Source organism: Streptomyces sp. NPDC058052 (assembly GCF_042885515.1).
GTDB lineage: Bacteria > Actinomycetota > Actinomycetes > Streptomycetales > Streptomycetaceae > Streptomyces.
Window position 1 is genome coordinate 43536 of record NZ_JBHVRX010000028.1, and the last position, 14651, is coordinate 58186.

Genomic DNA, 14651 nt, shown 5'->3' on the forward strand with positions numbered 1-14651 from the left:
CCCGCCGGGCCCGCTCCGGCGCTTACGTTCGGCGGTATGGAACCCCTCGGGATCACGCCCCGGCTGCATCTGCTCGACTACTCGATCGGGCAGGCGTACCTGTGGCGGGACGACACGGAACTGACACTCGTGGACGCCGGCTGGGCCGGATCGGCGGACCGCACGACCGCGGCGATACGGGCGGCGGGGCTCGACCCCGGGCGGCTGGCCCGGATCGTCCTCACCCACGCCCACCGCGACCATGTGGGCGCGGCGCAGGAACTGGCCGACCGGTACGGCGCCGAGATCGTCGCCCACCGGCTCGACGCGCCGTACGTCCGCGGCGAACTGCCGGTGCCCGACCCCGATCTCCTGGAGTGGGAGCGCCCGATCTGGGAGCACGGCCTCACCTGCCCCGAGGCGCCCCCGACCCGGGTGGACCGGGAGGTCGAGGACGGCGACGCGCTCGGCTTCGGGGACGGCGCGGTCGCGGTCCACGTCCCCGGGCACACGCCGGGCTCGATGGCCGTCCATCTCCCCCGCCACGGCGTGCTCTTCGCGGGCGACACCGTGGCGTCGGTGCGGGGGGTGACCTTCGGCGTGATGCACGTGGACCGCGCGCTCGCGCTCGCCTCGCTGCGCCGGCTGGCGGAGCTGCGTCCTTCGGTGCTGTGCTGCGGGCACGGGCCGGCGGTGACGGTGGACACCGCGGACCAGCTGTCGGCGGCCGCCGGGGCCGTCGTGCTCTGACGGCCCGGGGCCGCCGGGTGACGGCGGCGGGCGGTCAGCCCACCGGGACGCCCGCCTCCAGGTTGAGCACGGTGCCGCGTTCGCGGGCGCGCAGGGCCCAGCGGAGGCGGTCGTACCGGACGGGCGGGAGGAGGTCGGCGGCCTCCTCCTCGGTGACGAAGCGCCAGGCGCGCAGTTCGGCGCCGGGAAGGCGCAGCCGGGCGGTGTCGCGGGCGCCGAGCCGGCCGCCGTCGAAGAGGAGCCGGAGACCGCCGAAGCCGGGTGGCTGGGGGCGCTCCCAGTCGACGAGGAGCAGTCGGGGCACGGCGTCGAGTTCGAGCCCGATCTCCTCGGCGACCTCGCGCATCCCGGCGCGGGCGGGCGGTTCGCCGGCCTCGACGACGCCGCCGGGGAACTCCCAGCCGGGTTTGTAGGTGGGGTCGACGAGCAGGAAGCGGTCCTGTTCGTCGAAGAGGAGGACGCCGGCGGCCAGCGTCTCGCGGGTCGGCTCCGGTGTCTGGACGATGCCGCAGGGTTCGGCACGTCCGCCCTGGACCGCGTCGGCGACGGCCCGGGCGGTCTCGGCGACGGTGAGCGCCGAGGTGTCGACGGCGTGGGCGTCGGCGCCGAGCCAGCCGGCGGTGGCCTCCCGGTAGGCCGGGAGGTGGGCGTGGCACCAGCGGCGCACGTCGGCGTCGACGTGCGGGTCGCCGTAGTCGGCGCGTCCGTCGATACGGCTCCGCAGGATCGTTTCCTCCGGTGCCAGAAGCACATGCCGGACGTCGATGCGGCGGGCGGCGAGGCCCCCGAAGATCTCGTCGCGGTACTCCTGCCTCAGGAGCGTCATCGGCACGACGAGCACCCCGCCGACCTCGGCGTGCAGGGCGGCGGCGGTGTCCACGACGAGCCGGCGCCAGATCGGCAGGTCCTGGTAGTCGTCCACCTCGGCGAGGCGCTTGGCGGGAAGCAGCCGGCGCAGTTCACCTCCCGTCGTCTCGGGGTCGTACAGCGTGCTGTGCGGGATCAGTCCGACCAGTTCGCGCGCGGTGCTGGACTTCCCCGCGCCGAAAGCACCGTTGATCCAGACGATCACGATTCCCCCCTCATCGACGGCCCCCTGTGGCTTGCCCGCAACACCCTGCCACGAAAACCACGAACACACGTCCGGGCCGATCCGTAACGCTTCGGGGCCCCGCGTCGTTGAGAACGGCGAGCACGAGGGGGTGCGGAGATGGACCGTACGGTTCTGGAGCGGTTTCCGGCGGGCGGGCCCCGCGGGCACTGGCCCGCCGAGGAGTACGCGGGCGCGTGCCGCGACGAGGGGGTGCCGGCCCGGGTGGTGATGGACCTGGCGTCGGACGCCTTCCTGGTCGTGGTGGAGCAGCGCCGGACGGAGCCGCCGGCGACGGCGGAGCCCGGGGCCGCTCCGGTGCGGGAGTGAGCGCGGCGCCCGGGCCGGATCAGCGTCCGGGGGCCCCTGAGCGGGCCGCCGCGGCGGCGCCGAGGAGCCCCGCGTCCGTGCCGGTGGCGGCGGGGACGACGGTCAGACCCCGGGCGAAGGAGAGCGTGGCGTAGTCGGCGAGGCTGCGCCGGAGCGGGGCGAAGAGGACCTCGCCGGCCCCGGCCACTCCCCCGCCGATCACCGCGATGTCCACCTCCACCAGGTGCGCGGTGGCGGCGATGCCGGCCGCGAGCGCGCGGGCGGCCCGTTCGAAGGCGGCGACGGCGGCCGGGTGGCCGGCGCGCGCGGCCTCGGCCACCGCGGCGGCCGAGGCGTCGCCGTCGGGGCCGGGTCGCCAGCCGTCGTCGAGGGCGCGGCGGGCGATGTGCGGGCCGGCGGCGAGACGTTCGACGCAGCCGCGTCCGCCGCAGGCGCAGGGGTCGCCGTCGAGGTCCACGCTGAGGTGGCCGATGTGGCCGGCGTTGCCGGTGGGGCCCGGGTGGAGGCGGCCGCCGAGGACGAGGCCGCCGCCGACGCCGGTCGAGACGACGAGGCCGAGGGCGTCGGCGTGGCCGCGGGCGGCGCCGAGCCAGTGCTCGGCGGCGGTCATGGCGACGCCGTCGCCGACGAGGGTGACCGGGCGGCCGCCGGCGAGCCGCCGGACCCGGCCGACCAGCGGGAAGTCGCGCCAGCCGGGCACGTTGACCGGGCTGACCGTGCCCCGGGCCGCGTCCACCGGTCCGGCGCTGCCGATGCCGACGGCCTCGGTGGCGTCCCAGAGCGGAGAGGTCGCGAGGGCGTCGAGCACCTCGCCGACCGCCCTCAGCACCGTCTCCCCGTCCTCCCCCGCCGGGGTGGGGCGCCGGGAGCGGGCCAGGACGCGGCCCTCCGCGTCGACCAGCGCCCCGGCGATCTTGGTGCCGCCGATGTCGAGCGCGGCGACCGGGCCGGGGGCGGGGACGGGGCCGGGGGTGGTGGGCATGCCGGTAGGTTCTCACGGCGCCTCGGGCCGGCCTCCGGCCCGTACCGGCGGCCCTGGTCTGACAACGTTTTCCAGGCTCTATGCTCGGTCCGGAGGCGCATGATCCGCCGGACGGCGCCCGCCGGCACCCCACAACGGAGGACACCCGCACCGTGGCCGAGACCACCCGCCCCGAGCCCCGCTACGGCAACCGGCCCACGATGAAGGACGTCGCCGCCCGGGCGGGCGTCGGCCTCAAGACCGTCTCACGGGTGGTGAACGGGGAGCCGGGCGTCACCCCGGAGACCGAGCGGCGGGTCCGCGAGGCGATCGACGCGCTCGGCTTCCGCCGCAACGACAGCGCGCGGGTGCTGCGCAAGGGGCGCACGGCGACCATCGGCCTCGTCCTGGAGGATCTGGCCGACCCGTTCTACGGGCAGCTCAGCCGGGCCGTCGAGGAGGTCGCGCGGGCACACGGCACGCTGCTGATCAACGGCTCCAGCGCGGAGGACCCCGAGCGCGAGCAGGAGCTGGCGCTGACGCTGTGCGCGCGCCGGGTGGACGGGCTGATCGTGATCCCGGCCGGGGACGACCACCGCTATCTGGAGCCGGAGATCCGGGCGGGCGTGGCCACGGTCTTCGCCGACCGCCCGGCCGGCCTCCTCGACGCGGACGCCGTCCTCTCGGACAGCTTCGGCGGGGCCCGGGCGGGGGTGGCGCACCTGATCGCCCATGGGCACCGGCGGATCGGCTTCATCGGCGACCGGCCGCGGATCCACACCGCGGCGGAGCGGCTGCGCGGCTACCGGGCGGCCATGGAGGACGCGGAGCTGCCGGTCGACGAGGGGTGGGTGGCGTCCGGTCCGACGGATCCGGAGCGGGTGGCGGCGGCGCTCGCCGGCATGCTGTCCGGACCGGAGCCGGTGACGGCGCTCTTCGCGGGCAACAACCGGGTCACCGTCACCGCCGTGCGGACGCTCGCCGGGCGGGCCGGAGGGGAGCACCCGGTGGCGCTGGTCGGCTTCGACGACGTCGAGCTCGGCGACGTCCTGGGCGTCACCGTGATCGCGCAGGATCCGGCCGCGCTCGGCAGGACCGCCGCCGAGCAGCTCTTCCGGCGCCTCGACGGGGCCGCCGAGGCGCCCCGTCAGGTCGTCATCGGGACGCGGCTCCTCGCCCGGGGCTCGGGCGAGGTCCCTCCGCCGCCCGTCTGAGCGGCCGGCCGGTCAGCGCTCCGCGCCGGCGGTGAGGTCGCCGCGGCGCGGGGCGGCGAAGCGCTCCAGGGCGGCGCGGGTCATGCCGGTGAGGGCGTCGACCTCGGCGGTGTCGAGGGCGCCGCACTGGAGTCCGCGCAGCAGGTAGGAGGAGAGCGCCTTGGCGGTGGCGGGCTCGTCCATGACGTCGCCGCCGACGTGGTTCGCGTAGGCGGAGAGGCGCTTGGCGGCGGTCTCGAAGCCCTCGCGGTAGAAGGCGAAGACGGCGGCGTAGCGGGTCGGGATGTGGCCCGGGTGCATGTCCCAGCCCTGGTAGTAGGCGCGGGCCAGGGCGCGGCGGGTGAGGCCGTAGTGCAGCTTCCACGCCTCGTGGACGTGGGCGGTGGAGCCGACCGGGAGCACGTTGGTGGAGCCGTCGGAGACGCGTACGCCGGTGCCCGCGGCGGCGACCTGCATGATCGCCTTGGCGTGGTCGGCGGCCGGGTGGTCGCTGGCCTGGTAGGCGGCGGAGACGCCGAGGCAGGCGCTGTAGTCGAAGGTGCCGTAGTGGAGGCCGGTGGCGCGGCCCCCGGCGGCGTCGATCATGCGGGCGACGGCGGCGGTGCCGTCGGCGGCGAGGATGGACTGGCTGGTCTCGATCTGGATCTCGAAGCCGAGGCGCCCGGCGTCGAGGCCGTGGGCCTTCTCGAACGCCTCCAGGAGGCGGACGAAGGCGGTGACCTGCTCGGGGTAGGTGACCTTCGGGAGGGTGAGGACGAGGCCGTCGGGCAGGCCGCCGTTCTCCAGGAGGCCGGTGAGGAAGACGTCGGTGGTGCGGATGCCGCGGTCGCGGACGGCGGCCTCCATGCACTTCATCCGGATGCCCATGTACGGGGCGGCCGATCCTCCCCCGGCATACGCCTCGGTGATCAGGCGGGCGGCGCGGGCCGCGTCGTTGTCCTCTTCGGCCCCGCCGCCCCCCGCGTAGCCGTCCTCGAAGTCGACGCGCAGGTCCTCGATCGGCTCGCGCTCCAGCTTGGTGCGCACGCGCGTGTACACGTCCTCCGCGAGGTCGTCGGAGAGACCGAGGACGGCGGCGAAGGAGGCGGCGTCGGGGGCGTGCTCGTCGAGCGCGGCGAGCGCCTGGTCGCCCCAGGAGCGGATGGTGCCGGCGTCGAAGACGTTGCCAGGCACGTAGACGGTGTGGACGGGCTGGCGGGTGCCGGGGTCGCCCGGGTAGCGGCGGTCGAGCTCGGCGTCCACCGCGGCGAGGGAGGAGCTGATGCCCTCGCTGACCGCGCCCGCGAGGCTCGTCGACACCTTCTCCTGCTGACCCATCCCTGTCTCCTCCTTTTTTCCTCTTCCCGTAAAAAACAACCGTTATCCCTATGTTTGTCGCCCCCGGCCCGGGCTAAAAGGTTTCCCCTAACCGGCTGGGGCCCGCCCGGCTAAACTCGCGGTGCGGCCCCCTGGACCTGCGGAAGCGCTGGTCGTCAGCCCTTGCGGGCCTGGACCTCCTGGGTCAGGACCGGGACGACGTCGAAGAGGTCGCCCACCACGCCGTAGTCGACGAGGTCGAAGATCGGGGCCTCGGCGTCCTTGTTGACGGCGACGATCGTCTTCGAGGTCTGCATGCCGGCGCGGTGCTGGATCGCGCCGGAGATGCCCGCGGCGATGTACAGCTGCGGGGAGACCGACTTGCCGGTCTGGCCGACCTGGTTGGAGTGCGGGTACCAGCCGGCGTCCACCGCGGCGCGGGAGGCGCCGACGGCCGCGCCGAGCGAGTCGGCGAGGGCCTCGATGATCGCGAAGTTCTCGGCGCCGTTGACACCGCGGCCACCCGAGACCACGATCGCGGCCTCGGTCAGCTCCGGGCGGCCGGAGGACTCGCGGGCGGTGCGGGCGGTCACCTTGGTGCCGGTGGCCAGCGCGCCGAAGGAGACCGCGAGGGCCTCCACGGCGCCGGCGGCCGGGGCCGCCTCGACCGGGGCCGAGTTCGGCTTGACCGTGATGACCGGGGTGCCCTTGGAGACGCGGGACTTGGTCGTGAACGAGGCGGCGAACGCCGACTGCGTCGCGACCGGACCCTCGTCACCGGCCTCCAGGTCCACGGCGTCGGTGATGATGCCGGAGCCGATGCGGACCGCGAGGCGGGCCGCGATCTCCTTGTTCTCGGCGGAGGACGGGACGAGCACGGCGGCCGGGGAGACGGCCTCGTACGCGGCCTGGAGGGCGTCCACCTTCGGGACGACCAGGTAGTCGCCGAACTCGGCGGCCTCGGCCGTCAGGACGCGGGTGGCGCCGTGCTCGCCGAGGACGGCGGCGGTGTCGGCGGCGCCGTTGCCGAGGGCCACGGCGACCGGCTCGCCGATGCGGCGGGCGAGGGTCAGCAGCTCCAGGGTGGGCTTGCGGACGGCTCCGTCGACGTGGTCGACGTAGACGAGAATCTCAGCCATGGGACTTCAATCTCCTGCGAACGAAAGGGGGGCAGTCTGTACGGCTCGCGCGAGCCTTAGATGAACTTCTGGCTCGCGAGGTACTCGGCCAGCTGCTTGCCGCCCTCGCCCTCGTCCTTGACGATCGTGCCCGCGGTGCGCGCCGGACGCTCGTCGGCGGAGTCCACGGCGGTCCAGGAACCCTCCAGGCCGACCTCGTCCGCGTCGATGTCCAGGTCGTCGAGCTCCAGCTCCTCGACCGGCTTCTTCTTGGCGGCCATGATCCCCTTGAAGGACGGGTAGCGCGCCTCGCCCGACTGGTCCGTCACGGAGACGACGGCCGGGAGGGAAGCCTCCAGCTGCTCGGAGGCGGTGTCGCCGTCGCGGCGGCCGGTGACCTTGCCGTCCTCGACCTTGACCTCGGAGAGCAGGGTGACCTGCGGGACGCCCAGGCGCTCGGCCAGGATCGCCGGGAGGACACCCATGGTGCCGTCGGTGGAGGCCATGCCGGCGATGACCAGGTCGTAGCCGGTCTTCTCGATCGCCTTGGCGAGCACCAGCGAGGTGGCCATGACGTCGGAGCCGTGAATGTCCTCGTCGTCGACGTGGACGGCCTTGTCGGCACCCATCGAGAGCGCCTTGCGCAGCGCGTCCTTGGCGTCCTCGGGGCCGACGGTGAGGACGGTGACCTCGGCGTCGTCCGCCTCCTCGGCGATCTGCAGCGCCTGCTCGACCGCGTACTCGTCGAGCTCCGACAGGAGACCGTCGACGTCCTCGCGGTCGACCGTCAGGTCGTCGGCGAACTTCCGGTCGCCAGTGGCGTCCGGCACGTACTTCACACAGACAACGATCCTCAAGCTCACGCCGGCTCTCCTACTGCATCGTCATAACTGGGCTGCCTTGTTGCTCGCAGCATAGGCGCCTGAAGGGCGGGTTTCCGGTCGGGGCGCCGGACGCCCCGACCAGATATTACTCGTCAGTACACCCAGTTCGTGACCATTGAGCAAGCGCTCAGGAATGTGACCTTGACAACGCGCGTGACGGGCCCGTCACGGGAACTCTCAGTCGCGCAGGGCGTTGAAGCGCCCGTGGTGGTAGAGGAGCGGACGGCCCGCTCCGTCGGGGTCGCCCGCGACCGCCTGGGCTATCACGATCCGGTGGTCTCCCGCGGGCACCCGGGCCACCACCCGGCACACCAGCCAGGCCAGCACGCCGTCGAGCACGGGGACGCCCTCGGGGCCCCGGCTCCAGCGGGTCGGCCCGGCGAACCGGTCGGCGCCGCTGCGCGCGAAGGTGGCCGCCAGCTCCTCCTGGTGCTCCCCGAGTATGTGGACGCCGATGTGCTCGGCCTCGGCCACCACGGGCCAGCTGGAGGAACCGGTGCCCACGCCGAAGGAGATCAGCGGCGGGTCGGCCGCGACGGAGTTGAGCGAGGTGGCGGTGAAGCCGACGGGGCGCTCCCCGTGGGCGGTGATCACGGCCACGCCGGCGGCGTGGCGGCGGAAGACGGAGCGGAGCAGGTCGGGCGTGGCGGACCTGGGGGCGCCGATCGTGGGAACGGTGCGGAGCTCGGGCGAAACCGTCATGGAGTTGTCCTTCGTGCGGGGCGGCATGGAGCGGGGTCCGGGGGCGTCAGACGCCCGGACAGCGCGCGCTCGCATGACGGCCCAGGTCCACATGGGCCCGGCCGTAGAGAAGGAGTTCACCGGTCACTCCGTCAGGGTGACGACGGGTGACGGCCCCGGTCAAGTGCGTACCGGCATGTGGGAGATGTGTCACCGCGTCAGGGACGGCGCCGGGCGCGGCGGGAAGGCCGGCCGGCCGGGCGTTCAGAGCGCCCGCCCGAGGGCGGCGATGACGTCGGCGCGGCGGGGCTGCCCGGCCGCCCGGCGGACGATCCGGCCGGCGGCGTCGAGGACGAGCACGGTGGGGGTCCGGGTGACGCCGAGCGCGCGGACGAGGCCGAGCCGCTCCTCGGCGTCGATCTCCACGTGGGCGACGCCCGGCACCATGGCGGCCACCTCGGCGAGGGTGCGCCGGGTCGCCCGGCAGGGCTGGCAGAAGGCGCTGGAGAACTGGACGAGGGTGGCGCGCTCCCCCAGCTCCGCGCCGCCGAGCTGTCCCGGTTCGACCCGTTCCGTACTGTCCGCCGTCATCCCTGTCCCTCGCTCCCGCGTCCTGCCCTCCGGTGCAGCGTCGCACGGAACCGTCGCATTCCCGCCACGACCACCGCGAGTGACGAGAATCTCCCCGTACGAAGCCGCCTGGACTGGTCACGGCGGCCCACATGCGGCACGATCTGCCCAAAGCCGAAAACCTACGGCCGCGTAACTTCGCCGGGAGAGCCCTCCCAAAAGGCACAGACGAAGGGGTACCTCTCCCATGGCAGAACTCGTGTACCGACCGGTGGTCGGCGCAGCGCTCACCATGTTCAAGGCGCTCGACCTCAAGATCGACACACAGGGTTCGGAGCACATCCCGCGGACCGGCGGCGCCGTCCTGGTGAGCAACCACATCAGCTACCTGGACTTCATCTTCAACGGCCTGGCCGCGCTGCCCCAGAAGCGTCTGGTGCGTTTCATGGCGAAGGAGTCGGTCTTCCGGCACAAGGTCTCCGGGCCGCTGATGCGTGCCATGAAGCACATCCCGGTGGACCGCGCGCAGGGCGAGCACGCGTACCAGCACGCCCTGGAGGCGCTGCGGGCCGGTGAGATCGTCGGCGTCTTCCCCGAGGCGACCATCTCGGAGTCCTTCACGCTGAAGAGCTTCAAGTCGGGCGCGGCCCGGCTCGCCCAGGAGGCCGGGGTCCCGCTGATCCCCATGGCCCTGTGGGGGACCCAGCGGGTCTGGACGAAGGGCCGGCCGCGGAACTTCAAGCGGGCCCACATCCCGGTGACGATCCGTGTCGGGGAGCCGGTCGAGGCCCCCGCCGACCAGTACGCGGGTGCCATCACCCGGCGGCTGCGCGAGCGCGTCCAGGAGCTCCTGGAGGCCGCGCAGCGCGCCTATCCGGTGCGCCCGAAGGACGCGGCGGACACGTGGTGGATCCCGGCGCACCTGGGCGGCACCGCGCCGACCCCGGAGCAGCTGAAGGCGGCCGGGAAGTAGCTCCCGGCCCGGCTCACCCGGGGTCGCGGACGGTGATCCGCACCCCGGGGCTGACCTTCTGGAGCGCCTCGGCGAGCTCCTGCCCCGCCGCGAGCAGCTCCTCGCGGCTCATCGGGGCCAGGGACTCCAGGAGGAACAGGGCGTCCGTGGTGTCGTCGTCGATGCGGGTGCGCGGGCCCTGGCGCCAGTTCCAGCGGCGGCAGGTGACGCCCCGCTCGTCGCACCAGACGATCTCGCCCGGCTCGGGGTGCTCCACGCTCTCCTCGCCGCCGGCGACGGTGACGAAGTCCTCCTCGCCGGTGGCCCGGACGAGCCGCATGCCGCCCTCGATCCGGTCGAGGTCCTCGCCTCCCACGGGGATCAGGTGGGCGACGCTGATCGCGTTGTAGGCGTCGACGACCCGGTTGATGCGGGGCAGTCCGCCGGAGGGGCCCTCGACGAGCGCCCGGCGGGCGAGCGCCTCCGCGGAGTTGCGCGTACGGGAGGGCTTGGCGCCGAAGGCGGTGTACGCGGCGCGCCAGGCGGCGACGTGGGGGTCCTGGTCCGGGGTGCGGCCGTCGAGACGGGCGGCGAGCCGCCGGGCGGCCTCGTCGAGCAGGGCCGAGCTGGTCCCGTCGCTGGGGCCGTTGACGAGTCCGCGGGCCTCGACGGCCAGATGGGTGAAGCCGGGGACGAGGGCGCGCACCTCGTCGGAGACGGTGAGCGTCAGGGGCATGGTCGCCGTTCCTTGCTGCCGGGGGTCACAGGTCCGTGGGGAGGGTCCGCCACAGGTGGGGCCGGTCGGCCGCGGCCTGGAGCGCGCGGAGGACGACCGGATGCGGTTCAGCATAGAGCACCGGGTAATCCACTTCATTGAACTCCGGGCGGACGGTCCAGGCCAGCCGCTCCCCATCGAGGGAGAATTGGGCGTCGATGCCCGGGATGTTGCCGCGCACGTCCTGCCGGGCCCACCGCTCCCGGCCCGGCAGCAGGACGGCGGCCAGTCCGTGGATCACCGGGTTCGAGCCGTCCTCGTCGGCGAGGCGCTGGTAGCAGAGGGCGGCGGGGAGGGAGCGGGCCCTCAGGAGCGCCACGTACGCGATCGACTTGGCGTAGCAGATGCCGGTCCCGAGCCCCAGGACGTCGGAGGCGCGCCAGGTGACGCGGAGGTCGCCGGAGTCGGCGGAGTGCGGGATGGTGTCGCGGACGAACTCGAAGGCCGCCTCGGCGTATGCGTATGCATCGGGGTGCGCGGTGGCGAGCCGGTCGGCCGTGGCACGGACGAGCGGGTGGTCGTGGTCGACGGCCTCGCCGGCCGCGAGATACGCCGCGAGGTCAGGGATCTGCTGCTTCAGCTCCATGCGCCACGAGCATAGGAATGCGGTCGAGTGGAGTCAATCACTTTCCACTCGACCGCATACCTATTCAGTTGGGTCCTCGCCTACTGGCGGGCCAGTTCTTCCTTCAGGGCCTGGAGGAAGGCGTCGACGTCGTCCTCCGTGGTGTCGAAGGAGCACATCCAGCGCACGTCGCCGGCGACCTCGTCCCAGAAGTAGAAGCGGAAGCGCTTCTGGAGCCGGCGGCTGACCTCGTGCGGGAGCCGCGCGAAAACCGCGTTGGCCTGCACCGGGTAGAGGATCTCCACCCCGTCCAGCGAGCGCACGCCGTCCGCGAGGCGGCGGGCCATCCCGTTGGCGTGCCGCGCGTTGCGCAGCCACAGGTCCTTGGCGAGCAGCGCCTCCAGCTGCACCGACAGGAAGCGCATCTTGGACGCGAGCTGCATGGACAGCTTGCGCAGGTGCTTCATGTGGCTGACCGCGTCCGGGTTGAGGACGATCACGGCCTCGCCGAAGAGCATGCCGTTCTTGGTGCCGCCGTACGAGACGACGTCGACGCCCACCGCGTTGGTGAAGGCGCGCATCGGCACGTCGAGGGAGGCGGCCGCGTTGGCTATCCGGGCGCCGTCGAGGTGCACCTTCATGCCCTTGGAGTGGGCGTGCTCCACGATGGCGCGGATCTCGTCCACGGTGTAGACGGTGCCCAGCTCGGTGTTCTGGGTGATCGAGACGACCTGGGGCATCGCCCGGTGCTCGTCCTCCCAGCCCCATGCCTGCCGGTCGATCAGCTCGGGGGTGAGCTTGCCGTCCGGGGTGGGCACGGTGAGCAGCTTGAGGCCGCCCATGCGCTCCGGGGCACCGCCCTCGTCCACGTTGATGTGGGCGGTCTCGGCGCAGATCACGGCGCCCCAGCGGTCGGTGAGCGCCTGGAGCGCGGTCACGTTCGACCCGGTGCCGTTGAAGACCGGGAACGCCTCCGCGAGCGGGCCGAAGTGGCTGTGCACGATCCGCTGGAGATGGTCGGTGTACTCGTCCTCGCCGTAGGCGACCTGGTGGCCGTCGTTGGCGAGGGCGATCGCGGCGAGGACCTCGGGGTGGACGCCGGCGTAGTTGTCGCTGGCGAAGCCCCGGACCGACGGGTCGTGGTGACGACGGGCGTCGGTCCGGTGTCCGAGGGCCGCGGTCACGGCGCGGGGGTCAGCCACAGGCGCTGTCCATTCACTTCCTGGGCGGGCCGCTCCCACAGGCCGGCGATCTCGTCGGCCAGGTCCTTCACGTCGGTGAAGCCCGCGAACTTCGCGTTGGGGCGTTCGGCGCGCATCGCGTCGTGCACCAATGCCTTGATCACCAGGATGGCAGCCGCGGCCTGCGGGCCGTCCTCGCCCCCCAGCTTGCGGAAGGAGTCCGCCATGGCCAGGGTCCACGCCTCGGCGGCGGCCTTGCCGGCGTTGTACGCGGCGTTGTTGGCCTGCGGCTTGTGCGCGCCGACCTGGCTGACCAGGGCGTAGCGGCCGGTGCCGTCGCCGCGCAGCAGGGCGTCGTGGAAGGCGAGCGAGGTGTGCTGGACCGTACGGATGAGGAGCTTCTCCAGGAAGTCCCAGTCCTTGAGGTCGGTCTCGGTGAAGGAGGAGCTGCCACGCCAGCCGCCCACGAGGTGGACGAGGCCGTCGACGCGCCCGAACTCCTTCTCCGTCTTGTCGGCCCACGCGCGCGTGGCGTCGAGGTCGAGGAGGTCCACGGTGTCGCCGATGACCTTGGCGCCGTGGGCCTCGCGGGCGGCCTCGACGGCCTCGGCGAGGCGGGCGGGGTCGGCGTCGGCGGCGACCACGGTCGCGCCGGCGCCGGCGAGGCGGAGCAGGGCCGCCCGGCCGGCGGGGCCGGCCGCGCCGGCCACCGCGATGACGAGCCCGTCGAGGGGTCCGCCGTTCGTCTCGGCGTTCATGGGTGCCGCCTCCTCCGTGTCCTGGCGGGCCTCGCTCACGCGGCGACCCGCTCGGTGCCCGTGACGTCCGCGGCCGTGATGCCCTTGGTTCCGGCGATCACGCCCTTGAGCTTCTTGGCGAGGGCCTCGAAGAACATGCTCAGCGGAAACTCGTCGGGAAGCACGTCGTCGACGAGCTTGCGCGGCGGGAGGCTGAGGTCCAGGGCGTCGGGGCCCTTGGCCCACTTGGAGCCCGGGTGCGGGGCGAGGTAGCCGGAGACGAACTCGTACGCCTTGAACCAGTGGACCAGCTTCGGGCGGTCGATGCCGTCGCGGTACAGGGTCTCGATGTCGGCGCAGAGGCGGTTGGTGACCTCGGGGGCGCGCTCCCAGTCGATGGTGAGGATGTTGTCCGTCCAGCGCACCACGTCGTTCTTGTGGAGGTACGCGAAGAGGAGCTGGCCGCCCAGACCGTCGTAGTTCCGGTTGCGGTCGCCGGTCAGCGGGAAGCGGAACATCCGGTCGAAGAGGACGGCGTACTGCACGTCACGGCCGTGCTCGTTGCCCTCGGCCTCCAGCTTCACGGCCTCCTTGAAGGCGGTGAGGTCGCAGCGGAGCTCCTCCAGGCCGTACATCCAGAACGGCTGGCGCTGCTTGATCATGAAGGGGTCGAAGGGCAGGTCGCCGCGGCTGTGGGCGCGGTCGTGGACCAGGTCCCAGAGGACGAACGCCTGCTCGCAGCGGGTCTGGTCGTCGAGCATGGCGGCGATGTCCGCGGGCAGCTTGAGGCCCAGGGTGTCGACGGCGGCCTCGGTGACCTTGCGGAAGCGGGCGGCCTCGCGGTCGCAGAAGATGCCGCCCCAGGTGAAGCGCTCGGGGACCTCGCGGACGGCGACGGTCTCCGGGAAGAGGACGGCCGAGTTGGTGTCGTACCCGGCGGTGAAGTCCTCGAAGGTGATGCCGCAGAAGCCCGGGTTGTCGTAGCGGGTGCCCTCCAGCTCGGCGAGCCACTCGGGCCAGACCATGCGGAGGACGACGGCCTCGAAGTTGCGGTCCGGGTTGCCGTTCTGCGTGTACATCGGGAAGAGCACGAGGTGCTGGAGCCCGTCCGCGCGGCCGGCGGCCGGGTGGAAGACCATCAGCGAGTCCAGGAAGTCCGGGACGGCGAAGCCGCCCTCGGACCACTTGCGGAGGTCGGCGACGAGCGCGCGGTGGTACTCGCCGTCGTGCGGCACCAGCGGGGAGAGCTGCTCGACGGCGGAGATCAGCCGGTCGACGGTCAGCTCGACGAGCGCGCGGGCGGGCGCGCCCTCGGCGTCGAAGTCCACGGATCCGTCGGCGCGCTGCCAGACCCGGATCTCCTCCACGGCGTTCTTGAGCTCGGCCCACGCCGGGTGGTCGATCACGCGGGTGTCGGCGACTATGCCCTCACCGGTCACGTCCTGCACAAGAATTTCCGTCATGCCTCTTCCTCCACAGGAGAACCTTGCGTCTAGAAACCGTATCCAGGCAGCACGGGATACCGCAAGGGGAGCAAGAGAAATTCTCTCGTGAGACACCCACCCGAC

The 14651-nt window shown here is 73.0% G+C and carries 16 protein-coding genes; 4 read left to right on the forward strand and 12 right to left on the reverse strand.

All coding sequences use genetic code 11. The features are described 5' to 3' along the window. Positions 1-36 precede the first annotated feature (36 nt). Positions 37-729, forward strand: coding sequence for an MBL fold metallo-hydrolase (locus ACFVU3_RS30390; protein WP_390071224.1), 693 nt, complete (start codon positions 37-39; stop codon positions 727-729). A 34-nt stretch (positions 730-763) separates the two neighbouring features. On the opposite strand, the gene ACFVU3_RS30395 is transcribed toward ACFVU3_RS30390, so the two are convergent. Beyond that, positions 764-1801, reverse strand: a complete 1038-nt coding sequence (locus tag ACFVU3_RS30395; protein ID WP_390071226.1) for an NUDIX domain-containing protein — start codon at positions 1799-1801, stop codon at positions 764-766. 138 nt (positions 1802-1939) lie between these two features. Between ACFVU3_RS30395 and ACFVU3_RS30400 the strand changes: the two genes are divergently transcribed. Then, positions 1940-2149 (forward strand): hypothetical protein, encoded by a 210-nt coding sequence (locus tag ACFVU3_RS30400; protein ID WP_390071228.1) that lies wholly within the window; start codon positions 1940-1942, stop codon positions 2147-2149. A gap of 19 nt (positions 2150-2168) precedes the next feature. On the opposite strand, the gene ACFVU3_RS30405 is transcribed toward ACFVU3_RS30400, so the two are convergent. Then, the gene (locus ACFVU3_RS30405; protein WP_390071230.1) at positions 2169-3131 is read right to left on the reverse strand and encodes an ROK family protein; all 963 of its coding nucleotides are present in this window, start codon (positions 3129-3131) and stop codon (positions 2169-2171) included. 152 nt (positions 3132-3283) lie between these two features. Between ACFVU3_RS30405 and ACFVU3_RS30410 the strand changes: the two genes are divergently transcribed. Beyond that, positions 3284-4324, forward strand: coding sequence for a LacI family DNA-binding transcriptional regulator (locus ACFVU3_RS30410; RefSeq protein ID WP_390071231.1), 1041 nt, complete (start codon positions 3284-3286; stop codon positions 4322-4324). Positions 4325-4336: 12 nt separating this feature from the next. Here the strand turns inward: ACFVU3_RS30410 and ACFVU3_RS30415 are convergent, their stop codons facing one another. From ACFVU3_RS30415 to ACFVU3_RS30435, 5 genes are all read right to left on the reverse strand, one after another. Next, entirely contained in the window at positions 4337-5641 is a 1305-nt protein-coding gene (locus ACFVU3_RS30415) for a DUF6986 family protein (protein ID WP_390071233.1), read from the reverse strand. Positions 5642-5796: 155 nt separating this feature from the next. Further along, a complete protein-coding gene (locus ACFVU3_RS30420) occupies positions 5797-6759 on the reverse strand; it encodes an electron transfer flavoprotein subunit alpha/FixB family protein (protein ID WP_390071235.1) in 963 nt (320 codons plus the stop codon). A gap of 56 nt (positions 6760-6815) precedes the next feature. Next, positions 6816-7601 carry an electron transfer flavoprotein subunit beta/FixA family protein gene (locus ACFVU3_RS30425; RefSeq protein WP_390071237.1) on the reverse strand — a complete coding sequence of 262 codons (786 nt, stop codon included), beginning with the start codon at positions 7599-7601 and terminating at the stop codon, positions 6816-6818. A 198-nt stretch (positions 7602-7799) separates the two neighbouring features. Next, on the reverse strand, positions 7800-8324 hold the full coding sequence (locus ACFVU3_RS30430; RefSeq protein WP_390071239.1) for a flavin reductase family protein: 525 nt from the start codon (positions 8322-8324) through the stop codon (positions 7800-7802). 243 nt (positions 8325-8567) lie between these two features. Beyond that, positions 8568-8894 carry a TlpA family protein disulfide reductase gene (locus ACFVU3_RS30435; RefSeq protein WP_390071240.1) on the reverse strand — a complete coding sequence of 109 codons (327 nt, stop codon included), beginning with the start codon at positions 8892-8894 and terminating at the stop codon, positions 8568-8570. Positions 8895-9120: 226 nt separating this feature from the next. On the opposite strand from ACFVU3_RS30435, the gene ACFVU3_RS30440 reads away from it, so the two are divergent. Next, entirely contained in the window at positions 9121-9846 is a 726-nt protein-coding gene (locus ACFVU3_RS30440; protein WP_390071242.1) for a lysophospholipid acyltransferase family protein, read from the forward strand. 13 nt (positions 9847-9859) lie between these two features. On the opposite strand, the gene ACFVU3_RS30445 is transcribed toward ACFVU3_RS30440, so the two are convergent. From ACFVU3_RS30445 to ACFVU3_RS30465, 5 genes are all read right to left on the reverse strand, one after another. Beyond that, positions 9860-10561, reverse strand: a complete 702-nt coding sequence (locus ACFVU3_RS30445) for a B3/4 domain-containing protein (RefSeq protein ID WP_390071244.1) — start codon at positions 10559-10561, stop codon at positions 9860-9862. A gap of 25 nt (positions 10562-10586) precedes the next feature. Further along, positions 10587-11186, reverse strand: coding sequence for a transglutaminase family protein (locus ACFVU3_RS30450; protein WP_390071246.1), 600 nt, complete (start codon positions 11184-11186; stop codon positions 10587-10589). A gap of 80 nt (positions 11187-11266) precedes the next feature. Next, positions 11267-12349: a threonine aldolase family protein gene (locus ACFVU3_RS30455; protein ID WP_390071327.1), complete on the reverse strand. Its 1083-nt coding sequence runs from the start codon at positions 12347-12349 to the stop codon at positions 11267-11269. Beyond that, complete coding sequence (locus ACFVU3_RS30460; protein ID WP_390071248.1) at positions 12346-13104, reverse strand: SDR family NAD(P)-dependent oxidoreductase; 759 nt, start codon at positions 13102-13104, stop codon at positions 12346-12348. The genes ACFVU3_RS30455 and ACFVU3_RS30460 overlap by 4 nt, the downstream gene beginning before the upstream one ends. Positions 13105-13139: 35 nt before the next feature. Further along, a complete protein-coding gene (locus ACFVU3_RS30465; protein WP_390071250.1) occupies positions 13140-14546 on the reverse strand; it encodes a DUF6421 family protein in 1407 nt (468 codons plus the stop codon). Positions 14547-14651 lie beyond the last annotated feature (105 nt).

Bases quoted from the DNA above. Each gene is read 5' to 3' on its own strand.
- ACFVU3_RS30430 (WP_390071239.1), bottom strand. From the start codon at position 8,324: ATGACGGTTTCGCCCGAGCTCCGCACCGTTCCCACGATCGGCGCCCCC.
- ACFVU3_RS30405 (WP_390071230.1), bottom strand. From the start codon at position 3,131: ATGCCCACCACCCCCGGCCCCGTCCCCGCCCCCGGCCCGGTCGCCGCG.
- ACFVU3_RS30435 (WP_390071240.1), bottom strand. From the start codon at position 8,894: ATGACGGCGGACAGTACGGAACGGGTCGAACCGGGACAGCTCGGCGGC.
- ACFVU3_RS30390 (WP_390071224.1), top strand. From the start codon at position 37: ATGGAACCCCTCGGGATCACGCCCCGGCTGCATCTGCTCGACTACTCG.
- ACFVU3_RS30460 (WP_390071248.1), bottom strand. From the start codon at position 13,104: ATGAACGCCGAGACGAACGGCGGACCCCTCGACGGGCTCGTCATCGCG.
- ACFVU3_RS30415 (WP_390071233.1), bottom strand. From the start codon at position 5,641: ATGGGTCAGCAGGAGAAGGTGTCGACGAGCCTCGCGGGCGCGGTCAGC.
- ACFVU3_RS30450 (WP_390071246.1), bottom strand. From the start codon at position 11,186: ATGGAGCTGAAGCAGCAGATCCCTGACCTCGCGGCGTATCTCGCGGCC.
- ACFVU3_RS30465 (WP_390071250.1), bottom strand. From the start codon at position 14,546: ATGACGGAAATTCTTGTGCAGGACGTGACCGGTGAGGGCATAGTCGCC.
- ACFVU3_RS30420 (WP_390071235.1), bottom strand. From the start codon at position 6,759: ATGGCTGAGATTCTCGTCTACGTCGACCACGTCGACGGAGCCGTCCGC.
- ACFVU3_RS30440 (WP_390071242.1), top strand. From the start codon at position 9,121: ATGGCAGAACTCGTGTACCGACCGGTGGTCGGCGCAGCGCTCACCATG.
- ACFVU3_RS30400 (WP_390071228.1), top strand. From the start codon at position 1,940: ATGGACCGTACGGTTCTGGAGCGGTTTCCGGCGGGCGGGCCCCGCGGG.
- ACFVU3_RS30445 (WP_390071244.1), bottom strand. From the start codon at position 10,561: ATGCCCCTGACGCTCACCGTCTCCGACGAGGTGCGCGCCCTCGTCCCC.